At 39.2% G+C, this 21762-nt stretch carries 18 protein-coding genes; all 18 read right to left on the bottom strand.

Annotated features, from left to right (window positions below; genetic code table 11):
- Positions 1–18: 18 nt before the first annotated feature.
- The 18 genes from T408_RS0100480 to T408_RS12305 all read right to left on the bottom strand — a co-directional run bounded on the left by T408_RS0100480 (position 19) and on the right by T408_RS12305 (position 21695).
- Positions 19–741 (bottom strand): isoprenyl transferase, encoded by a 723-nt coding sequence (locus T408_RS0100480; protein ID WP_028118203.1) that lies wholly within the window; start codon positions 739–741, stop codon positions 19–21.
- Positions 742–902: 161 nt separating this feature from the next.
- Positions 903–1463 (bottom strand): ribosome recycling factor, encoded by a 561-nt coding sequence (gene frr, locus T408_RS0100475; protein ID WP_028118202.1) that lies wholly within the window; start codon positions 1461–1463, stop codon positions 903–905.
- Positions 1464–1531: 68 nt separating this feature from the next.
- Entirely contained in the window at positions 1532–2284 is a 753-nt protein-coding gene (gene pyrH, locus T408_RS0100470; RefSeq protein WP_051444690.1) for a UMP kinase, read from the bottom strand.
- A gap of 36 nt (positions 2285–2320) precedes the next feature.
- Positions 2321–3199, bottom strand: a complete 879-nt coding sequence (tsf, locus tag T408_RS0100465) for a translation elongation factor Ts (protein ID WP_028118200.1) — start codon at positions 3197–3199, stop codon at positions 2321–2323.
- 111 nt (positions 3200–3310) lie between these two features.
- The gene (gene rpsB, locus T408_RS0100460; RefSeq protein ID WP_028118199.1) at positions 3311–4081 is read right to left on the bottom strand and encodes a 30S ribosomal protein S2; all 771 of its coding nucleotides are present in this window, start codon (positions 4079–4081) and stop codon (positions 3311–3313) included.
- Between the two features lie 178 nt (positions 4082–4259).
- Entirely contained in the window at positions 4260–5411 is a 1152-nt protein-coding gene (locus tag T408_RS0100455; protein ID WP_028118198.1) for an AI-2E family transporter, read from the bottom strand.
- Between the two features lie 143 nt (positions 5412–5554).
- The gene (gene rny / locus T408_RS0100450; RefSeq protein ID WP_028118197.1) at positions 5555–7114 is read right to left on the bottom strand and encodes a ribonuclease Y; all 1560 of its coding nucleotides are present in this window, start codon (positions 7112–7114) and stop codon (positions 5555–5557) included.
- 196 nt (positions 7115–7310) lie between these two features.
- Positions 7311–8366, bottom strand: coding sequence for a recombinase RecA (gene recA, locus T408_RS0100445; protein ID WP_028118196.1), 1056 nt, complete (start codon positions 8364–8366; stop codon positions 7311–7313).
- A gap of 78 nt (positions 8367–8444) precedes the next feature.
- Positions 8445–9701, bottom strand: coding sequence for a competence/damage-inducible protein A (locus T408_RS0100440; protein WP_028118195.1), 1257 nt, complete (start codon positions 9699–9701; stop codon positions 8445–8447).
- Between the two features lie 109 nt (positions 9702–9810).
- Entirely contained in the window at positions 9811–10392 is a 582-nt protein-coding gene (pgsA, locus tag T408_RS0100435) for a CDP-diacylglycerol--glycerol-3-phosphate 3-phosphatidyltransferase (RefSeq protein ID WP_028118194.1), read from the bottom strand.
- Positions 10393–10405: 13 nt separating this feature from the next.
- Positions 10406–11452: a helix-turn-helix domain-containing protein gene (locus T408_RS11595; protein WP_051444689.1), complete on the bottom strand. Its 1047-nt coding sequence runs from the start codon at positions 11450–11452 to the stop codon at positions 10406–10408.
- A gap of 91 nt (positions 11453–11543) precedes the next feature.
- Positions 11544–12827, bottom strand: coding sequence for an EF-P 5-aminopentanol modification-associated protein YfmH (gene yfmH / locus T408_RS0100425; RefSeq protein WP_028118193.1), 1284 nt, complete (start codon positions 12825–12827; stop codon positions 11544–11546).
- Positions 12820–14088, bottom strand: coding sequence for a M16 family metallopeptidase (locus tag T408_RS0100420; protein ID WP_028118192.1), 1269 nt, complete (start codon positions 14086–14088; stop codon positions 12820–12822). The genes yfmH and T408_RS0100420 overlap by 8 nt, the downstream gene beginning before the upstream one ends.
- Positions 14089–14153: 65 nt before the next feature.
- Positions 14154–15107: an ABC transporter permease gene (locus T408_RS0100415; RefSeq protein WP_028118191.1), complete on the bottom strand. Its 954-nt coding sequence runs from the start codon at positions 15105–15107 to the stop codon at positions 14154–14156.
- Positions 15100–16185: an ABC transporter permease gene (locus T408_RS0100410; RefSeq protein ID WP_028118190.1), complete on the bottom strand. Its 1086-nt coding sequence runs from the start codon at positions 16183–16185 to the stop codon at positions 15100–15102. Before T408_RS0100410 ends, T408_RS0100415 begins: the two co-directional genes overlap by 8 nt.
- Complete coding sequence (locus T408_RS0100405; RefSeq protein ID WP_328285582.1) at positions 16178–17737, bottom strand: ABC transporter ATP-binding protein; 1560 nt, start codon at positions 17735–17737, stop codon at positions 16178–16180. The genes T408_RS0100410 and T408_RS0100405 overlap by 8 nt, the downstream gene beginning before the upstream one ends.
- A gap of 66 nt (positions 17738–17803) precedes the next feature.
- Positions 17804–18829 (bottom strand): BMP family lipoprotein, encoded by a 1026-nt coding sequence (locus tag T408_RS0100400; RefSeq protein WP_028118188.1) that lies wholly within the window; start codon positions 18827–18829, stop codon positions 17804–17806.
- A 109-nt stretch (positions 18830–18938) separates the two neighbouring features.
- A complete protein-coding gene (locus T408_RS12305) occupies positions 18939–21695 on the bottom strand; it encodes an FtsK/SpoIIIE family DNA translocase (RefSeq protein WP_035419612.1) in 2757 nt (918 codons plus the stop codon).
- Between the last annotated feature and the right edge of the window lie 67 nt (positions 21696–21762).

Raw genomic sequence — 21762 nt, 5'->3', positions numbered from 1 at the left:
TTATGCTCCTTAATTAAATTATTTTAGCCGGCCAAAACGACGATCTCTTTGAGTGTAAGCAAGTACCGCCTCTTCAAGTGCTTGTCCATCAAAATCTGGCCACAAAATATCAGTGAAATAAAATTCACTATAAGCTAATTGCCACAATAAAAAGTTACTTAAACGTAACTCGCCACTCGTCCTAATTAAAAGATCAGGATTGGCTAGATCACCATACCGACTTGTTTCTAAATGATCAGCAATTAAATTTTCATCAATTGCTTCTGAGTCTAACACACCCAGTTGAACCTCTTTGGCAATATTTTTAACTGCCTGGGTAATCTCCTGCTGGCTACCATAATTAATCGCAAAATTTAGGATTAACCCCGTATTGTCTTTGGTCTGGTCTAATACTTTATTTAATATGTCATGAGTGGACTCGGGTAAACCAGCGATATCTCCCATTACTTGAACCTTTACATTATTTTCCATAATCTGAGGTAAAAAGTCAGTAAAAAAATCTTTTGGCAAGTTCATTAAATAATTGACTTCTTCCTTAGGGCGAGCCCAATTCTCTGTGGAAAAAGCATAAAGTGTCAATATTTTTATGCCTAATTGATGGGCTTTAATGGTGATACTCTTAATGGCTTCGACTCCCTTACGGTGGCCCATTACTCTTGGCATGAATCGCTTGGTAGCCCAACGGCCATTGCCATCCATTATAATGGCTACATGATTGGGGATTTTTAATTCTCTATCCATGAAACGACTCCTTCATGATTGATTACTTGATTAATTATAACAAACTAGAGGAAAAAAGTATCCCTTTTACCGGATAATTTATCCTAGCACTTGATAGCCTCTATTCGATTAGATTTATCCATAATAAAAAAGCCAATGGCAGGCATTGGCTTTAGTTAAAATTAGTCATTCATAATTTCTTCTTCTTTTTCTTTTGTAATTGCTTCTACTTGTTTGATAGCATCATCAGTGATTTTCTGGATATCTTCTTCAGCTTGACGAAGATCATCTTCAGTTAATTCGTTATTTTTTTCAAGTTTTTTCGCTTCATCAATCATATCTCGACGAATATTACGGATGCTAATCTTAGCATTTTCTTGCTCTTGACTAACTACCTTAACTAATTCCTTACGTCTGTCTGTCGTTAAAGCCGGAATTACTAATCGAATGACGTCACCGTCATTGTTTGGTGTGATTCCCACATCACTTTTTTGGATAGCTTTTTCGATTTCGCCTAAACTTGATTTATCGTAAGGTGAAATGACCAACATTCTAGCTTCTGGAATCGTAATGCTTGCTAACTGATTTAATGGCGTAGGCACCCCATAATATTCCACTTGAACTCGGTCTAAAATACTAGCATTTGCTCTACCAGCACGAATAGTAGCTACTTCACGACGATAAGCCTCAACTGATTTCTGCATACGGTCTTTTGTTTTGGGTAATAACTGGTCAGCTGACATAAATAAATCCTCCTTGATGTGATTATATTAGATTAATTATAGCAAATTTTTCCCGATAAATCACTCTACTAGTCCCTAGAAACAGTCGTTCCGATATTTTCGCCTAATACCACTCGTCGAATATTTCCGGGCTCGTTTAAATTGAAAACAACTAGAGGAATGTCATTATCCATACTTAGGGAGCTAGCTGTCGCATCCATCACTTTTAGCCCTTTGGCAATAACATCAAGATGGGTTAGATTTTCATATTTAATCGCTTCTTTGTTGATAGATGGATCTGAATCATAGACCCCATCGACATTATTTTTAGCCATTAAAATAACGTCAGCATTAATCTCAGCGGCTCTCAGGGCTGCCGTCGTATCAGTCGTAAAATAAGGGTTCCCTGTACCACCAGCAAAGATAACCACACGATCTTTTTCCAGATGGCGAATCGCTTTACGACGAATATATGGTTCAGCTATTTGACGCATCTCAATGGAAGTTTGCACACGGGTTGGAACATCATTATTTTCAAGAACATCTTGAAGACCTAAAGCATTCATAATCGTTGCTAACATGCCCATATAATCAGCTTGAGCACGTTCCATACCCATCTCTTCACCTGTTGATCCTCGCCAGATATTACCGCCACCTACGACAATAGCAATCTCGACTCCTAAATCATAAATATCCTTGATTTCTTGAGCCATCATTTGGATGGTAGCTGGATCCAATCCAAAGCCTTTACTCCCTGCAATAGCTTCTCCACTTAATTTCAAAACAACGCGCTTGTACTTCGGTTGCAAAAAAGCCACTCCCCTTCTTTGTAATCCTAACATTCCCTAAAAAAAGCCCCAGTAACTGGGGCAAATAAATTATTTCATTTGTGAAGCAACTTCTGCTGCGAAATCTTCTTCACGTTTTTCCATACCTTCACCAACTTGGTAACGAACAAATTTTGTTACGGTACCATTCTTGCTAGCGGCATATTGACCAACTGTTTGGTCACCATCTTTGATGAAAGGTTGTTCCGTTAAGCTAATTTCAGATAGGAACTTATTCATACGACCCTTAATCATTTTTTCAACGATATTTTCAGGCTTGCCTTCGTTTAAGGCGATTTCTTTTTGAATTTCTTCCTCTTTATTATATACATCCTCAGGAACTTCATCACGATTAACATAACGAGGATTAATAGCAGCAACGTGCATCGTAATGTCACGAGCTAAATCAGAGTCCGTGGTTCCTTCCACTAAAGTAAGAGCAGCAATCAAGCCACCATTATGTAAATATTCACCGAAAGCATCATCATCTGATTTTTCCAATAATTCAAAACGGCGGAATGAAATCTTTTCACCGATTTTATTGGTGGCTTCTGTCACTAAATCAGCAATTGATTGGCCATCCACTTCTAAGGCTAAGGCTTCATCCATATTAGCTGGTTTGTTTTTAGCAACGGCTTCAGCAATAACTTTAACATAATTTTGGAATTCTGCGTTTTTAGCTACGAAGTCAGTTTCAGAGTTCACTTCAATAATAGCAGCAGTATTTCCATCAACATAGGTAGCAGCTAGACCTTCAGCTGCAATACGATCTGCTTTTTTTGCTGCTTTTGCTAGGCCTTTTTCGCGAAGAAAATCGACTGCCTTATCCATATCTCCATCAACTTCGGTTAGGGCATTCTTTGCATCCATCATCCCTACACCTGTCATATCGCGCAACTCTTTTACTTGTTTAGCAGAAATTTTTGCCATTCAATACTCCTCCTCAAATTTTAAGTCATTTAACAAAAAACTGACTTAATACAGGTCCAAGGTCAGTCCCTGTTGATAGCCTGAATTAAGTCAGTTACATTTATAATTCGATTATTCTTGGCCAGCTTCTTCTTCTGAATCGAATAAGTTATCAAAGAACTCTTTATCAGATTGTTCTTCTTCACCAGCATCTTGACTTTGACCTTGGTTACCTTCGATAACTGCATCAGCCATAGCTTGTGTAATTAGCTTGATAGCACGGATCGCATCATCGTTTGAAGGGATAACATAGTCTACAACATCCGGATCACAGTTAGTATCCACCATTGCTACGACTGGAATTTGAAGTTTCTTAGCTTCGTTGATCGCAATATGTTCTTTACGAGGATCAACGATGTAGATTACGTCTGGTTTACGTGGCATATCTTTAATACCACCTAAGTTACGTTCGAGACGCTCTAATTCCTTGCGCAATTCAAGAACTTCAAGGTTTGGTAATACTTCAAACATACCGTCTTCTTCCATTTTTTCAATTTCTTTAAGACGCTTGATACTTGTTTGAATTGTTTCCCAGTTAGTCAATAGACCACCTAACCAACGGTGGTTAACATAGTATTGACCTGCACGTTTAGCTTGTTCTTCAATTGATTGTTGAGCTTGTTTCTTAGTTCCTACGAATAAAACGACAGCTCCATCAGCCGCTTGATCACGCACAAAATTGTATGCATCATCTACTAATTTAACGGTTTTTTGTAGGTCGATAATGTAGATACCATTACGCTCTGTGAAGATATATTTCTTCATTTTTGGATTCCAACGACGTGTTTGGTGACCAAAGTGGACACCGGCTTCTAATAACTGTTTCATTGAGATTACTGACATTATAATTCCTCCATTTGGTTTTTTTCCTCCGCTTGCTTCGCCTAGCTCTTAAACTCCCGTGAGAAAGCACCTTAAGAGTTATCCAACAAGCGTGTGTTTTGGTTTAATACCGTCTATTATCTTACATGAAGCACTGGCAAAAAGCAAGACGGTAAAGTCGCTTTATCTAAATATTCTCCTAAGCTTCAATCTGCTCGTTCATTTTGCCTGCTCTTTCGCGATATCGAATATTATTTTGCAAGAGTTTGTAAAGTGCCGAAGCAATAGGAACACCTAAAAGCATACCCATCACGCCCCACAAACCACCGCCAACTGTAATTGAAGCAAGAACCCATATAGATGGTAGACCAATCGAATTACCAACCACTCGAGGATAGATCAAATTACCTTCAATTTGTTGAACAACCAGGATAAAAACTAAGAAGGCTAAAGCTTGAAGCGGAGACTGCACAAAAATCAGCAAGAAACCTACCGCCCCAGATAGATAGGCACCAATAATTGGTATCAAGGCAGTGAACCCTGTTAAGGCTCCGATCATAGTTGCATATGGAAATTGAAAGATCCACATTCCTACTGTTACCATACTTCCAAGAATAAATGCTTCAATAACTTCTCCAGTAATAAAGTTTGAAAAGGAATAATCAAGAACATCTAAGACATAGAGAATCCGTTTGTTCCACTTAGGTTGAGTATAAGCACTCAAAAATCGTTTGAATTGCTTGCCTAATTTTTCTTTTGATACTAGTAAATAAATAGCAAACATCAAAGATAATAAAAAGTTAACCAAGAAGCTAAATAGAGAGGTTACTGTAGAAAGGGTTGTTCCAATTAAATTTCCAGTCATATTATTGATTAAGTTAATCGCTCTTCTTACAATTTGTTGCCAATTAAAATCAATTTGTCCAATATAATCCCCAATAACCGGAATCAATTCTCGGTTCTTATTCAACCACATTTGCAATTGATTAAGGACTAATGGAATGATTCGAATAAATTCTTGAATAACTGAAATTAATTGCGGAATAATTAAGCTCATCACGATTACAACTGTCATTGCTACCACAATAATTGCTAAAGTAATAGCCACCGGCCGTCGAGTTTTCTCTACCCAATCCTCTTCGCTTTCAGGGAAATAATACTTTTCAAAGAAGACCATCAAAATATTTAGGATATAAGCCATTCCTGCTCCAATAAGAATCGGACTAAGGATAATAACAACTTTATCTAACCATTGCCTAATCCAGTCAAACTTTAAAACCAATAGAATAATGACGCCCGCAATGAGCAAATATTTCATGATTAATCGATCTAATTGTCTCCAATGATTCAAATAATCACCTCTTTCTAATGTATTAAATAAATTATAGTGGTTTTTTCTTTTGAAATAAAGATAAAGCCACTCTTTATCCCTTAATTAAAGCTAGCTACCCCCTTAAATAATAAAATACCAGGCTGAAGCCTGGTATTAATTTCTTATTTAGCAACTTCAATCGCTCTTGTCTCACGAATGACCGTTACTTTCACATTACCTGGATAGTTCATTTCAGATTCAATACGTTTCTTAATATGGTAAGCTAATTTCGCTGCTTGTGGATCATTGATCTTATTCGGTTCAACAATAACTCTCAACTCACGGCCCGCTTGAATTGCGTAACTATGATCGACTCCATCAAAACTGTTCGAAATTTCTTCTAACTGTTGTAAACGATGAATATAATTTTCAAGAGATTCACTTCTAGCACCCGGTCTGGCAGCAGACAAGGCGTCAGCTGTAGCAACAATAACCGAAATGGCATTGGTTGCAGGAATATCACCATGGTGTGAAGCTATCGCATTGATTACAGTTTCGTTTTCTTTATAACGTCTTGCAATTTCAGCACCAATTTCCACATGGGTTCCTTCCACTTCGTAATCTAATGCCTTACCTAAGTCATGTAGGAGCCCCGCTCGCTTAGCCATATTCGTATCTTCTCCAAATTCACTCGCAATATAGCCAGCTAATTTTGCAACTTCGATACTATGTTTCAATACATTTTGACCGTATGAAGTTCGGTAGGCCAAGCGACCAACTATCTTGATTAAATCAGGATGCATCGAATGAATGCCTAACTCAAAAATAGCTTCTTCGCCCATTTCGCGAATCTTCTCATCAATTTCTTTGCGAGCTCGTTCAACCATCTCTTCAATTCTAGCTGGGTGAATACGCCCATCTTGAATTAATTTTTCAAGTGCAATCTTAGCAATTTCTCTACGTATCGGATCAAATCCACTTAATACGACTGTATCTGGAGTATCATCAATGATCAAATCAATTCCAGTTAAACTTTCAAAAGTACGAATATTTCGTCCCTCTCGCCCAATGATCCGACCTTTCATATCGTCATTAGGTAAGTGAACAACGGATACCGTATTATCTGTTACAACATCTACTGATGTCTTTTGAACTGCTGCTAAAATAATATCTTTAGCTTTACGAGTGGCCTCTTCTTTGGCTTCTTGTTCTCGGTCCCGAACCATCACTGCTAAATCATTGTCTAGTTCAACCTTTGCTTCTAACATAATCGTCTGACGCGCTTCTTCTCTAGACATCATGGCAACCCGTTCAAGTTCTTCCTCTTGCTTAGAGATGAGCGCCTCAACTTCTTGACCTCGTTGTTCAAGATGATTAGCTCTTTCAAGAAGATCCTGTTCTTTGGTTTCCATATTCAATTCGCGTTGATCCAAAGTATTACTTTTTGTATCTAAGTGTTCTTCCTTTTGAATCAAACGTTGTTCGGAACGAGACACTTCCATTCGTCGTTCTTTTAACTCTTCTTCTATTTCATTACGGTACTTTAAATTTTCTTCCTTCGCTTCAAATAAAGCTTCCCGCTTCAATGATTGTGCTTGCTTAATCGCATCATCTACAATAGTTTCAGCATTATTTCTAGCATTATCAATTTGGTTTTTATCTGAAATATTCTTAATAAGAAAGCCAACAACTATCCCAATAATCAATGCAACGATCACGAAGGCAATTGACATAAAGTCCATAAATTCACCTCCGAATCTATATTGAATAATTTTTAAATTGGATATTTAGCTATGTATTTCTACATAAGACTATCATACTTTTTAATTTAAAATTAGTCAATGAATTACTAAGTGAAATCAATCGATGATCGCTTTGATAGCTTTGAGCGAATTATTTAAATAAGCTAGTCTAGGAAGTCCCAAACTAGCTTTCATATTAGTCTAATTCTAATTGCGTTGCTTCTTCGGCTGACTCTTCTGCTTGTTCATCTTCAACCTCTTCACCAATATTATAATGAGCCCGCACCTTTTGTTCGACAATCTTTTTGATTTCCGGATTATCAATCAGGAATTGTTTAGCACTCTCTCGGCCTTGTCCAATCCTTTCTTCACCGTATGAATACCAGGATCCAGCTTTTTTAATAACATCGATATCCGCAGCCATATCAACAAGTTCACCTTCTTGTGAGATTCCTTGGCCATATATAATATCGACCATGGCTTCTCTAAATGGAGGAGCGACCTTGTTTTTGACCACTTTAATTCGAGTACGATTTCCAATCATCTGACCTGAGTCTTTAATTGTTTCAGCTCTTCTGACTTCCAACCGGATCGTTGAGTAGAACTTCAAAGCGCGCCCACCAGGCGTTGTTTCAGGATTACCAAACATAATACCAACTTTTTCCCGGATTTGGTTAATGAAGAAACAGATTGTCTTAGTCTTATTTACGGCTCCAGATAGTTTACGCAAAGCTTGAGACATTAAACGTGCTTGAAGACCAACGTGGGCATCTCCCATCTCTCCTTCAATTTCTGCTCGAGGAACTAGAGCAGCTACAGAGTCAATAACGATAATATCAATCGCACCGGAAGCAACAAGTGCATCGGCAATTTCAAGTCCTTGCTCGCCTGTATCCGGTTGAGATAGAAGCAATTCATCAATGTTGACCCCCAAATTTTTAGCATATTCTGGGTCTAAGGCGTGTTCAGCATCAATAAAAGCCGCCACCCCACCATTCTTCTGCACCTCAGCGATCGCATGAAGGGCAACAGTCGTCTTACCTGAAGATTCGGGTCCATAACACTCGATAATCCGACCTCTTGGGTAACCTCCAACTCCTAAGGCAACATCCAGTGCTAAAGATCCGGATGGAACAGTTGAAATTTGGGTATCACTCTTATCACCCAACTTCATAATGGCTCCCTTACCAAAGTTTTTTTCTATATTTTTTAAAGCCATATCTAAGGCTTTTTGTCTTTCTTTATCAGCCATAATTTACCTCCGATTCGTAGTTCTATTTCATTTTATACTTATACTAACTAATAAGCAAGCAAAAAGGGAACGTATGTTCTAATTTTCTCTGTTTTCAACTAAATCTTTTAGGTAGGTTAATATTTCTGTCTTGGCTACATCTTTAACGACTTGTCTTGGTCGGCCGGTAATCGTTAATTCCTTAGAAACAGTAGGATAGCCCTTTTGAGCAATCGCAATAAAAACCGTTCCTGGTTGAGAGCCTTCTAGCGGATCCGGTCCTGCTACCCCAGTGAGGGCTAGACCAAAATCCGTTTGGGCTTTCATTTGGATAGCTTGTGCCATGGATTGGGCTACTTCATGACTAACCACGGTATATTCATTGATTAAGTCTTGCGGCACACCCAGCAAATGAACCTTTGAGGGCGTTTGATAGGTTACCATGCCTCCATATAATACCTTTGAGGCGCCGGGTACGCGGGACAAGGATTCCATTACTAATCCACTGGTTAAACTTTCCGCGGCAGCAAGTGTCAATTTTTTTTCAGCTAAAAATTCAACTAAATACTTTTCAATGGATTGCTCTTCGCCATAACCAATAAAATATTCGGAAAGGATTGTCAATACTTCTTGGGCCATTGATTGATTTAGTCTGTCAACTGACTCTTGATCCTTTCCGCTTGCTGTAACCCGAACGGTGACTTTTCTTGGTTGAGCATAGATAGCCAAGGTTGGATTAGATTGTTCAGCAATCAAATGATCTAGTCGATCAGCCACATTTGATTCGCCTATCTGGTGAAAATTTAAATACAAGGAATCAATAATTTCATGACTAGCATTTTTCTCCTTAAGTAGGGGGAGCAATTCTTTTTGCAGAACCTCATTCATCTCAAAAGGAGGACCTGGAAGAACCACATACATTTGATCTTTTTGATTTGTGTAAGCGAAGCCACAGGCAAGACCTGCTTCATTATCTAGAGTTAGACCATTTGATATGGTTAGACCTTGGCGGAAGTTGTTAGAGGTTGGTTTTCTCCCTCTTTCAGCAAAATAAGTATTAATTTTTTCTATTTGCTGGTCGTCCTCAATCAATGTTTCTTCCAGATAATCTGCTAAGACATCCTTAGTAATATCGTCTTGAGTCGGGCCCAAGCCACCCGTTAAAATAATTAAGTTTGACCGGCTGGAAGCTAGTTCAATTGCTTCACGCATCCGATCAGGATTATCACCTACCACTTGTTGATAGTAAGTTCCGATACCAATTTCTAGTAGCTTCTTAGCAATATCGCTAGAATTAGTATTAACAGTATAGCCCATTAACAATTCAGTGCCCACAGCGATAATTTCTGCTTTCATATTATCCCCCTATTATATAAATACACATTTTTTTCAGTTTTACATTATTTATTTTATATTTTTAAACATAAATAAACAATCCAAGCAACTTGCTTGGATTGTCGATAAACTAGTCGACGTCGTAAAAGACGAAGCGACCATGATAAAAGTAGTCTAAACCAGAGTAGACCGTAAAGAAAAGGCAAATATAGAGAAAACAATCAGCAATGGAGAAAGGTAAATAGGTGAAACCTGCATTATTAAATAAATAAAAAATAATCGCTAACATTTGCGTGGTTGTCTTAATTTTTCCTGGTAGGGCCGCAGCTAATACCTTTCCATTGGATCGAGCCAAAAGAACGCGCAAGCCTGTCACTAGCAATTCCCTAGAAACAATAATAATAACCACCCAGGCAGCTACTTGTCCTTTTTGGATTAAGAGTAGCAGAGCAGAAATAACTAGTAGCTTGTCAGCCATGGGATCAAAAAATTCACCAAAGGCCGTAATTAATTGGTACTTTCTGGCCAAATAACCATCTAAATAATCGGTCAAACAAGCAAAGATAAAAATAATACCCGCCACTAATTGCTCCAGCGAAAGAAGAGCCCCTAAAAATTCAACCTGACCCCAATTAAAATCTACCATCATTAAAATTACAAAGATCGGAATCAAGCACATTCTTAATATTGTTAATTTATTAGCTATGTTCATAAAAATCCTTCTTCTAAGGTGCTAAAACAGCAGGCCCTTCATACGAAGTAGCCGCTTGTTCTGTCTGGGTCTCCTGATCAACTGCTTCAACTTGACTCTCATCCGTCGGAACATCTAAAGCAATGGTTTCTTGACTAGCTGGATTGTCAGTAGGATTCGAAGCATCTTCTTTTTGGAAGGTGAAAATCTCAGCAGTATATGGATTAAGTGCCTTCACTTCTACACCATTCACATAGACTTGACCACCTTCAGGATACCCCAAGCGAATTTGTACTTGTCTCACGCCAGCAGACGGTTTATGTTTAACGGAATCATCAGCACTAATAGTCGTATCCTGAACAATACGATCATCTTCAAAGACTCCAACCCAAGCAAATGAATTTCCCTTAACTTCAAATTCATAATCCTCTGGATTACCATCCATCAAATAGATTGATTCACCTGATTCTGAGGTCTGAATTGTTAAGGTCTGATTACCAACTTGAATTTGATTTTCTGCAAGATTTGTATTGGATGATACCACGCTCGTTCCTTGAGAAGCAACTTCCTCATCGCTAACCTCAGACGCACTCTCAGGACTTAATACACTGACAGCGGTTGTTGTGATTTGACTTTCTTGCGCCACTTCCTTGTTCTCGGAACGGGATATCTGTTGAATAGCCATTAATAACATAGCCATTATCAAAATAATAATTAAAACCAATCCTGCAATGGGTGCATAGGATAGGAGAACCTCAAAGGTTGACTTTTCAGCAGAATTATTGCGTTTGAGTCGAGACGGCAGATCGTCTTGTCCGTCTTGAACCAGAGGCGTTTCTTCCTCATCATCCAGACTATCAGCCTCGTATTCGAGTAGTAGCTCATCACCATTCAATCCCACAACATCTGCATATTGCTTGATAAAGGCACGAACGTAGAAGCTTCCGGGCATCGCTTCATAGTTTCCTTCTTCAATCGCTTGCAAATATTTTTTTTGAATTTTTGTCATTTGTTGTAAGGTATTTAAAGTGTAACCCTTCTCAATTCGGGCCTTTCTCAATTTACTTCCTAAGTCACTCATAATCTTACTCCTTTATCATGATACATCTAGAGAACATTATAACATATTCTCATTAGAAACATATCTAACTGGGTCAAAAAATTAAGAATCTTTAAAAAGGTTGCCCAATCACATGAGACCATTTTCCTGAAGGAATATATTCTAGCCCGTATCTAATCAAATCCTCTAGTTGTATGGTTGCTAATATATCGGAAGCTCGTAGACTATCATACCCATTAAATTGGCTATCTATCAAATGATAAGCAATCGATTCTAAGGAATTGAAATCTTGCAAGAGATCTCCCCTTTCACCTCGTATGAGGCTTTCTAATTTTGCTTGGGTTAAATCTGGGCTATCTTGCCAAGTGGATACAGCTTCTTGAATAGCTTTCTGTAAAGCCAATGGATCCTTACTTGTACCAATGGCTAAAAGATAGTGACCTTGGTCTTGGCAAATAATGGCAGAGGCAAAACTATCATCAATCAAGTCTTGCTCGTACCATTGATGATAGTAGTTTGAACTAGGTCCTAATAGTAGCTCGGCAAATAGTTGCCCTATAATTATTTCTTTCAACAAATCTGAACCTGACAAGTCGACTGGTTTCATCCGCAAGCCTATTGCCAACATCGGCTGGCTCACCCTTAATGAAATCTCCTTACGATCTACTTGATCAGCTGGAAGGTCTAATTTCATTACCTGTAGGGAGGATTTTTCAATCGTTTTGTCTCTTTGATGTTTTTCAACCATGTCATAAATTTGAGCAGGATTAACCGCTCCTACAACCATCAGTGACATGTTTTCAGGATGATAGAAGGTCTGATAAGCCGTCATTAAATCCTTGTAGGTCATATTTTGAATCGATTGGGCCGTCCCTATAATATCTTCACTCAAGGGATGATTTGGATATAAGGCCGTCATTAATTCTTGATGAAGTCTCGTCGTGGGTTGATCTTGATACATTTTCATTTCTTCAAGAATGATCCCCTTCTCCTTTTCAATCCCATCAGCTGTAAAAGAAGGCGTTTGGACAAAATCGAGTAATTGTTTCAAATTTAAGTCTAATTCATAGGATCCTGAAAATAAATAACTGGTCTGTTGCTTGGAAGTAAAGGCATTAGCGTTAGCACCATGCTTCATAAATAAAGAAAAAGCGTCCAAGCCATTAGGACCTTCAAATAATTTATGTTCTAAAAAGTGGGCTGCTCCAGCTGGCACTTCAAAAGAGTGATCATTGGAGGGATCTATTAACCACCTATCTAAGGAGCCAAATTTTGCAGATAGAACCCCATAAAAACGATGGTAATTAGCTTTGGGTAAAACTTGAAGATGTAAACCATTACTGATTTGATAACGATAAACGGTCTCGTCTAACAATGGATAAAATTCTTTATTCATGAATGGGCCCTCCTTCTAAGAAATAAGCGCCTTGAACGGTTAAATTTGCCAAGAAATCATGAATTTGATTGCTATTAATTTGCTGAATTACTTGTAAATATCGATCCAATGAATGGTCTTCTTCAGGGCGAGTAAATTCACTAAATAATAAGTCCGTCTCATTAGATTGAAAGTCTCTGGCTTGAATATTATTACTCTTGAAGGTTAGTTTAACATCGTCCAAGGTCAATCCTGAAGCTAGATCTTGGACGAGTTCCTGACGCTGGGCTTCAATTGCTCGATAGACATATTCCCCCTTATCAAAAGGGATTCCAGCTGAAACAAGAAGTAATTGACGCGTCAAATTAAGACTGGAATGTATACTATAAGCAAGACTTTCTTGTTCGCGAATCGTCATAAATAATCTTGATGTGGGTAAAGCGCCAAATAAGCCATTAGCGACAAGGGCCAGAACCCTTTCTTCAAAGTTCAATGACTTAGGTATTCGGTAAGCCATTAATAAATTTCCTTGTTGAGCCTGGATCTTTTCTTTCTTGAAACCGATGGGCTGATCAGGCAGAGGGATAATATTAGATTGAAAATCAAGTTCTAGATCTCTGGATTGGACTGGCCAACCATTAATCCAACTTTCAAGTTGCTTTTGCTCAAATTCGCCGTGAACCAATACGACTATATGACTTTTTGTGAGCAATGTTTGATAAGCCTCTTGAATATCCGATGAAGTGATGGCTTCAACGGCTTCCTTAGTGCCAAAAGAACCAGCCGCAAGAGATTTATCCGATTGATAAAGTGTATCTATTAATCGCCTTGTCACCAATCGAGCTGGTAAATCTTTCAACCGGTCAATATATTGCAATAAGAGTGATTTTTCCAGCTTAAATCGCTTGTTAAAATTGGAATTTTCTAGCGAAAATTCTTGATTAAACAATAGTTCTTCTATCAAGTTAAACCAAGGCTCAGTTAAGTTATCCTGGACAAGCTTTTCTCTAATAATGGTACTTGAAAGGGAAACTTCATAATAATTGCCCCGTCTTTGACCTGAAATAGACAGGTCAGCTCCATACAAGTCAGCAAGAATCGCTTCAATCTCTGACTTACTTGAAATCTCTTTAGATCCTGCTTCCATCATCCTAGCTAGCAAGGTCATCTGACTTGCAGTTTGAATGGTATAGGGGAGCAAGAACCGGATTGAGATTCGTTGAGTTTTGTATTTGGTTGAAGGCTGAAAGATTAAATAGCTTTGGTTCTTAAGTTGTTTCATTGATTCACTCCTAAAAAAGAAACCAGTACTCAAAGTACTGGAAACTTTTATTGATTTAATTTTCTCTATTTGCTCTTAATGTACGTGGTACCGTTAGCAGCAGGTCCAAGTGATTGACCAACCACTAAAACCAATACAACTATTGTAATCACATAAGGCGCAATTTGCAAGTATACAGATGGAATACTATCAATCACTGGAAGTTGAGAACTGATCACCGCTAAACATTGGGCAAATCCAAAAAATATAGCTGCGCCCATCGCTCCTAAAGGATTCCACTTTCCAAAGATCATGGCTGCCATCGCCATAAAACCTTGACCCGCAATCGTTGAAACAGAAAAGTTTAGCGAAATGGATTGAGCTAAGACTCCGCCTCCCATTCCACCTAGAAATCCAGAAATCAATACCCCTGCATATCTCATGGCGTAGACATTGATTCCTAAAGTATCAGCTGCCAAAGGATTTTCTCCCACCGCTCTTAAGCGCAAACCAAACCGTGTCTGATTCAAAATCAGCCATGCTAGAATAGCCAGCAAGATCCCCACATAGGCAGGTAGAGAAGTGCCCTTGAAGAAAATTGGACCAATAATTGGAATTTGCGCTAGTACTGGAAAATTAAAATAGCCGAACGATTGACTGATCATTTCCGTTTGGCCCTTGCCATCAAACATTAAACGCGTTAGAAACACCCCTAATGCAGGAGCAATTAAATTCAAAACCGTACCAGAAATAACATGGTCCGCTCTTAAATGAACCGTTGCTACCGCATGAATGCTCGCATAGACAAGTCCAACTAATCCGGCAATGGCAACCGCAATCCATGGCGTCCAAACACCAAATTGGTCGGCTAGCATCAAATTACTAATAACAGAGCTAAAGGCTCCCATGACCATAATTCCTTCCAAACCGACATTTACAATCCCACTACGTTCACTAAAAACACCGCCTAAAGCAGTGAAAATTAGTGGGGCCGAGTAAACGAGCGTTGAGGAAACAATAAGTGATAATGTGTTAAGCATCTTGGCTTCCTCCTTGATTTTGGTTAACTTTATGCATGTGAGCACTCTTATCAAAGAAATAGGTGATCACATAATTAGCTCCCACAAAAAAGATAATAATACCTGTTACGATATCAACAATTTCACTAGGAACCCCCGCTGCTAGAGGCATCAGATTCCCTCCTGTTTGCAAGGCTCCAAGAAGTAAGCTAGATAAGACCGTACCAACCGGGCTCAAGCCTCCAAGTAGGGCCACAGCCATCCCATCAAATCCGATAGCCGGTGCAACACCTTGAGTCAGGAAGATATTTCTAAATTCTCCCAAACCATTCATGACCCCACCTAAGCCAGCTAGAAGGCCTGATAAACACATTGACAAAATAATATTTCGCTTAGCATCCATTCCAGCATAAGAAGCTGCCTGAGGATTCAGCCCAACGGATTTCAATTCAAAGCCAAGCGTGGTCTTATTTAATAGGATTGATACCAAGATAACTGCAAGAATAGCTAAGAAGATCCCCCCATGAAGGGTGGAGCCCCCACTTACTTGAGTCAACCAATCGATTCTCAAACTGGCATTATCTGAAATAAAATCCGTGGCATCTGCCCGATCAGTGAGAATATTACGGATCAAATAATCATTTACATAAACCGCAATGTAGTTCAACATTATGGTTACGATCACTTCACTCGTTTTGAAATAAGCCTTCAAATACCCAGCAATTCCAGCCCAAAAGGCCCCTGCTAGCATCCCAATAACAATTGATAATGGCAGTAAGATGAATTTAGGTAAATCTGGAAAAGCCAAAGCAAAGGATACCGAAGCCAACCAGCCCATGAGAGCTTGGCCTGCCAGACCGATATTAAAGAATCCGGCCGTGTAGGCAACAGAGAAAGCTAGACCCGTACAGATCAAAGGAGTTGCAGCCCTCAAAGTTTGGCCGATGTTAAATGGAGTGCCAACTGCACCCTGGATTAAAGCCTGATAACCGGTCCAAGGATGGTAACCAGAAATCCACATAATGAAGGCTCCTACCAGAAGACCTATCAAAACAGATAATAGAGAGATTAATAATTTTCTCTGTCCATTTTTATGCATAAACTTGTCCCCCCTGCTTTAATCTCGGGATATCTTCTAATCTTGTCCCCGCCATCAACAAGCCTATCTCTTCTTGGTTGGTTGAGGATGCTTCTAGGTTTGCGACGATCTTTCCTTCATACATAACTAAAATTCGATCAGATAAGTTCATTATTTCATCCAGTTCAAAACTCATTAGGAGAACTGCCTTTTGGCTGTCTCTTGAGTCAATAATGGCTTGGTGAATAAACTCAATCGCCCCTACATCTAAACCACGAGTAGGATTGGCTGCTAAGAGCAGGTCTGGTTTTTGAGAGAGTTCACGGGCGATAATTGCTTTTTGTTGATTACCACCGGAAAGCGAACGAATCGCTACTTGCTCAGATACAGTTCGTACATCAAATGCATTGATTAATTCTTTGGCCTGCTTAGTCATCGGCGCATCCTGAAGTAAACCATGATTTGCATAGGGCTCATGATAGTAATCCTTGATCAATAAGTTCTCTTTAACGGTCATATCTAATATTAAACCATGCTTATGGCGATCTTCAGGGATATGGGCTAGACCAGCTTCATTAATTTGGCGCGGGCTTAAGCGAGTCATATCTTGATCTTTAAGACTCAACTTACCACTTTCAACAGGTAGAAGACCATTTAAAGCCAACATCAACTCGGACTGGCCATTGCCATCGATTCCAGCAATTCCTACGATTTCGCCTGAGCGAACTTCCAAGGACAAGTCATTGACAGCTAAGAGACCTCTTCCATCCTTCACCTTAAGATTTTCGACTTGAAGGACAGTTTGTCCAGGATGGGCCACTTTCTTTTCAGTTTGAAAAGAGACTGATCGACCAACCATTAAGCTGGCTAGCTCTTGTGAATTGGTGTCTTCAATCCGGCAAGTAGCCACTGATTCTCCTCGGCGAATAACCGTACAGCGATCAGCAACCGCCATAATCTCTTCTAATTTATGAGTGATGATTATGATTGATTTGCCTTCAGCGGTTAGGGCCCGTAAGGTATCCATTAAGTCATCGATTTCTTGAGGAGTTAAGGCAGCTGTAGGTTCATCAAAAATTAAAAGGTCAGCCCCACGATAAAGAACTTTTAAGATTTCGATTCGTTGTTGCATGCCCACGCTAATTTGCGAAACTCGAGAGTCTAAATCTACTTCTAAGCCATAACGATCAATGAGGGATTGAACTTTTTCTCTGGCCTCATCCTTATCTAACCAGCCAAATTGATTGGGTTCTTGACCCAAAATAATATTTTCAAGAACAGTAAAGGCATCAACGAGCATAAAATGCTGGTGAACCATACCAATTCCAAGTCGGTTAGCTTCATTGGGTGAATCGATTGTCACCGCTTGACCTTTAATAAAAATTTGTCCGGATGAGGGCTCTAATAATCCAGACAAAATATTCATCAAGGTAGATTTCCCAGCACCATTCTCACCTAGTAGTGCATGTACTTCCCCTTGATACAGATTTAAATTGATATTTTTGTTGGCATAGAAACCATCAAATTCTTTGGAAACATGGGCCATTTCCATCACTATTTCCTGTGGCAAAATTGTCTTCCCCTTCCTTAAAAAAGACCGAACCCACACATCTCGTGGTGTTCGGTCCGCAATTTTCAATTAATTTTTTGGTGTTTCAGGAACTTCGATTTCACCATTGATTAGTTTTTCTTGGTATTCTTCCACTAACTTGAAGACATCATCGCTTAATTGTCCGCGGGTGATTCCAACACCACCATCTTCAAGACCAAATTCACGGTAGCCAGCCTCAAAGTTTCCAGCTTGAGCTTCTTCAGTTAGTTGCTTAACTGCAGCGCCGACCCCTTTCAAGGTAGAAGTAAGGGTTAAATGACGTTCTTGTCCATCCACTTCCACAATACCTTCAGCATCTTGGTCTCTGTCAACGCCAACTACCCAGATCTTACGTTCTGGATCATTTTCTACTAAATGTTTGGCTTCAGCAAACACTCCGTTACCAGTTTCTCCCGCTGCTGAAAAGATGATATCAACATCATTGGCATACATCGCTGCTGCCATTTGCTTACCAAGTGAAGCATCATCAAAGGATCCTGCATATTCAACATTTACTTCAATATCCGGATTAACAGCCTTAACCCCTTCTACGAAACCAGCTTCAAATCGGTCTAAGATAACACCTTCTACCCCACCGATAAAGCCAATTTTATTTGTTTCAGTGGTTGACGCCGCTGCAACTCCAGCAAGGAAAGCTGCTTCATGGTCTTTAAATTGAGCTGATACAACGTTTGGAAGATCTACTGTTGCATCAATAATTCCAAATTTTTGATCAGGATTTGCTTCTGCCACTTCTGCTAAAGCATTCTCTAACTTGAAGCCAATCCCAAAGATAATATCAAAATTAGCTGCCATTCCTGAGTTTAGATTAGTGATAAAGTCTGAATCACTATTGGATTGAAGATAATCGTAACCTTGAGGTCCTTTTTCTTTTCCATTTTCTTCACCCCAAGCAGTTAGCCCTTCCCAACCACTTTGGTTGAAGGATTTATCGTCAACACCGCCAATATCAGTGATCATCAGTGCAGAAAAATCATCCTCAGCTGCTACCATTACAGGACTTAGAGCTCCTAAAATTGCTGAAGTAGCCATCAACGCCTTAAATTTTTTCATTCCATTCCCTCCCAAATTTTTAACCTAAAATAATTATATCGATTATGCCAATGGATAACAATCCAAAGAAATATTCCACCTTCATTTACTGGCGAACGTTCGTGTTTTACTAATCGATTAGTACTTTTCTTGGCTTGCTGCCATCTTGTCCACTGACATAACCAATGGCTTCAAGATCATCAATCAAGCGCGCGGCTCGATTATAGCCAATTCTAAAGGACCGTTGCAACTGAGAAATTGAAATGGTTTCCTGTCCCTTAATTAACTCGATTGCATCTTCAAAATACTCATCTTCAGAGATTTCGGCCTGCTCCATCTCTTCTTCACTAACGATCATATTTTCATCATAGTCCGCTTCTCGTTGGGCCTTAATGAAATTAGTCACTCGCTCCACTTCATCATCTGAAATAAAGGCTCCTTGCACTCTCAGGGGTTTGTTCATCCCCATCGGTTGAAAGAGCATATCTCCTCGGCCTAGTAATTTTTCAGCCCCATTACTATCTAGGATGGTTCTAGAATCTGTCCCACTTGACACTGCAAAAGCTAGTCGTGACGGAACATTTGCTTTAATGATCCCTGTAATGACATCCACAGAAGGTCTTTGGGTGGCAATAATCATATGTATGCCTGCCGCACGAGCCATTTGCGCTAAACGAATAATCGAATTTTCTACTTCGTTACTAGCGACCAGCATCAAGTCCGCTAACTCATCAATAATGACCACAATCTTTGGTAACTTTTGATAACCTGTTCCCTCTTCTTTGTTAACTTTTTCTACATAATCATTATAGCCTTCTTGATTTCTGACCCCGACTGAAGCAAACAACTCATAGCGATGCTCCATTTCTTGAACTACCTTGTTCAGCGCTTGGGCTGCTTTCCGTGGATTAGTGACCACTGGACTTAGTAAGTGAGGAATATCGTTATATAAATTTAACTCGACTTGCTTGGGATCAATCATTAAGAATTTTACTTCTTCAGGACGGGCTTTCATGAGTAAGGAGACGATAATAACGTTAATTCCTACAGATTTACCACTCCCTGTAGCCCCTGCTATTAGCAGATGGGGCATCTTGGCTAAGTCCGCTAAGCAGACACTTCCTGAAACATCTCTCCCCAAGGGAACTTCTAACAGTTTATCAGATTCAAGCCCTGCTTCCACAACCTCATGGAAAGAAACCGCACTGACCTGCTTGTTAGGAACTTCAATTCCTATTAAGGATTTTCCTGGTATAGGAGCTTCCATTCTGATATCAGGTGCCGCTAAAGCTAGGGCGATATCATCTGATAGTGATACAATCTTAGAAACTTTTACACCAATGGCAGGTTCTATTTCATACTTGGTTACTGCAGGACCTAAGTTAGCCTTGACCACTTTAGCATCGATATTGAAACTATCAAAAGTTCGTTCCAACTTCTCAATATTGTGGTTAATATGTTGATATTCTTCTGATTGGTCTGCGACTGGTCTTTTAGTTAGTAAGTCCAGACCTGGTAGTTGATAGCTCCCAGCTTTCACCTTATTTTTAGGGAGTGTTTGGTGGCTAGTGCTTTCTTCTTCCCTCAATAGTTCATCCCAGTCATTACTACCTACTTGGTGCTTGGTATGAGCGGCATCTTGCCAATGACTAGCCGCTAATTTTGGTGATTCAAAGTCTGGGTTGAAGCTGCTAGATTCCTCTTGAGCTCGAGAGTCCTTTTGCTGGTTTGTCTCTGCTTCATCTTCATCTAGTTTAGAGTGATTGTCCTGAATGTTAGTCTGATTATAAGTGGGAATTACTTGATTATTAGTTGATATTGGAATGTCCTGATAATTATTATGTTCATTGAATACTTGAGAAGGACTGGAATTGACTTGTTGATTAATCGAAGAATCAATACCACTGTCCATCTGATCAAAATAATCCATATCCAAAATAACATCTTTTTCACGACGTTGTTTAGCAGCTGTTCGAGCTTTAGGAACTCCTTGGTTGTAATCTTTCCATTCCTGATTCTTGTCTTCCTTAAAAGCTGGTTGGTAACGGTGATGATAGAGGTCCTCAGGACTTGCTTGTTTATCTCTTAGAAAACTTGATTTTATTCGATTAAGAAAACTTGTTGAATTTTTTTTATTTTCTTCCCCTCGATAATAATTTGTCAATTGATCATATCCTTCTTCATTTAATTCCGCTTCTGAACCAATTTCAGAATGATCGCTTGCGTCGTCATCAACACGAGTATCTCCCGGTGCCCCGTACTGAAAAACTTCTTTCATGTGACTCAAGCTAGTTCGGGATTTTTGGCCCATTATTCTTAAGTAGTGACCTAGGGATTGAGTAGCTTGGATTAGGTCTCTGTGGCTAATTCCTACTAATAAACAAAAACCGATAAGAAAGATCAGAACAAGCAATAAATAGCTCCCCATAAATCCTAATAATGGCGTTAATAAGGTATAAGTTGAAGCACCAACTACACCACCACCGAGCGGTTGATTAGCTTGTCCCGTTAAAAAGTCATCCTTAAATAAATCAATGACTTGACTAATCATACGATAACCTTGTGCTCGGTAAGGACTAAACCTTTGAAAATGAAGAAAACTTGCTAATGATAAAGTTACCAAAGAAAAACCTAAAAGCCTTGGCCAAGCTATGATTGGTCTACGTCCTTTGATAATCATATACAAGGATAGAGAAATAATTGCTACCATTATTAGTGGGTAGAATTCACCAACAACAAGCCGATATAGATTCGTTATCATCATCCCTAAAAATCCCCAATGCAATAAAGCCACTGTGTGGATAAACAATAAGATTAAGCCAGCAATTACATAATTTAATTGATAAGTTTTAGCCGATTGACTTCTTGATTGTTGTGACTGTGCCATTGATTCCCCCCTCGCTAGTCGAATAGGTATTTGCTATAATAAACCAAGATCTAGTATAGCATGATGA

The sequence above is a fragment of the Hutsoniella sourekii ATCC 700629 genome (genome assembly GCF_000518205.1).
GTDB classification, from domain to species: Bacteria; Bacillota; Bacilli; order Lactobacillales; family Aerococcaceae; genus Hutsoniella; species Hutsoniella sourekii.
Note: the sequence above shows the minus strand (reverse complement) of the source record. Positions and strands in the feature narration are given on the sequence as shown.

Bases quoted from the DNA above. Each gene is read 5' to 3' on its own strand.
- T408_RS0100480 (WP_028118203.1), bottom strand. From the start codon at position 741: ATGGATAGAGAATTAAAAATCCCCAATCATGTAGCCATTATAATGGAT.
- frr (WP_028118202.1), bottom strand. From the start codon at position 1,463: ATGTCAGCTGACCAGTTATTACCCAAAACAAAAGACCGTATGCAGAAA.
- pyrH (WP_051444690.1), bottom strand. From the start codon at position 2,284: ATGTTAGGATTACAAAGAAGGGGAGTGGCTTTTTTGCAACCGAAGTAC.
- tsf (WP_028118200.1), bottom strand. From the start codon at position 3,199: ATGGCAAAAATTTCTGCTAAACAAGTAAAAGAGTTGCGCGATATGACA.
- rpsB (WP_028118199.1), bottom strand. From the start codon at position 4,081: ATGTCAGTAATCTCAATGAAACAGTTATTAGAAGCCGGTGTCCACTTT.
- rny (WP_028118197.1), bottom strand. From the start codon at position 7,114: ATGGACTTTATGTCAATTGCCTTCGTGATCGTTGCATTGATTATTGGG.
- recA (WP_028118196.1), bottom strand. From the start codon at position 8,366: ATGGCTGATAAAGAAAGACAAAAAGCCTTAGATATGGCTTTAAAAAAT.
- T408_RS0100440 (WP_028118195.1), bottom strand. From the start codon at position 9,701: ATGAAAGCAGAAATTATCGCTGTGGGCACTGAATTGTTAATGGGCTAT.
- pgsA (WP_028118194.1), bottom strand. From the start codon at position 10,392: ATGAACATAGCTAATAAATTAACAATATTAAGAATGTGCTTGATTCCG.
- T408_RS11595 (WP_051444689.1), bottom strand. From the start codon at position 11,452: ATGAGTGACTTAGGAAGTAAATTGAGAAAGGCCCGAATTGAGAAGGGT.
- yfmH (WP_028118193.1), bottom strand. From the start codon at position 12,827: ATGAATAAAGAATTTTATCCATTGTTAGACGAGACCGTTTATCGTTAT.
- T408_RS0100420 (WP_028118192.1), bottom strand. From the start codon at position 14,088: ATGAAACAACTTAAGAACCAAAGCTATTTAATCTTTCAGCCTTCAACC.
- T408_RS0100415 (WP_028118191.1), bottom strand. From the start codon at position 15,107: ATGCTTAACACATTATCACTTATTGTTTCCTCAACGCTCGTTTACTCG.
- T408_RS0100410 (WP_028118190.1), bottom strand. From the start codon at position 16,185: ATGCATAAAAATGGACAGAGAAAATTATTAATCTCTCTATTATCTGTT.
- T408_RS0100400 (WP_028118188.1), bottom strand. From the start codon at position 18,829: ATGAAAAAATTTAAGGCGTTGATGGCTACTTCAGCAATTTTAGGAGCT.
- T408_RS12305 (WP_035419612.1), bottom strand. From the start codon at position 21,695: ATGGCACAGTCACAACAATCAAGAAGTCAATCGGCTAAAACTTATCAA.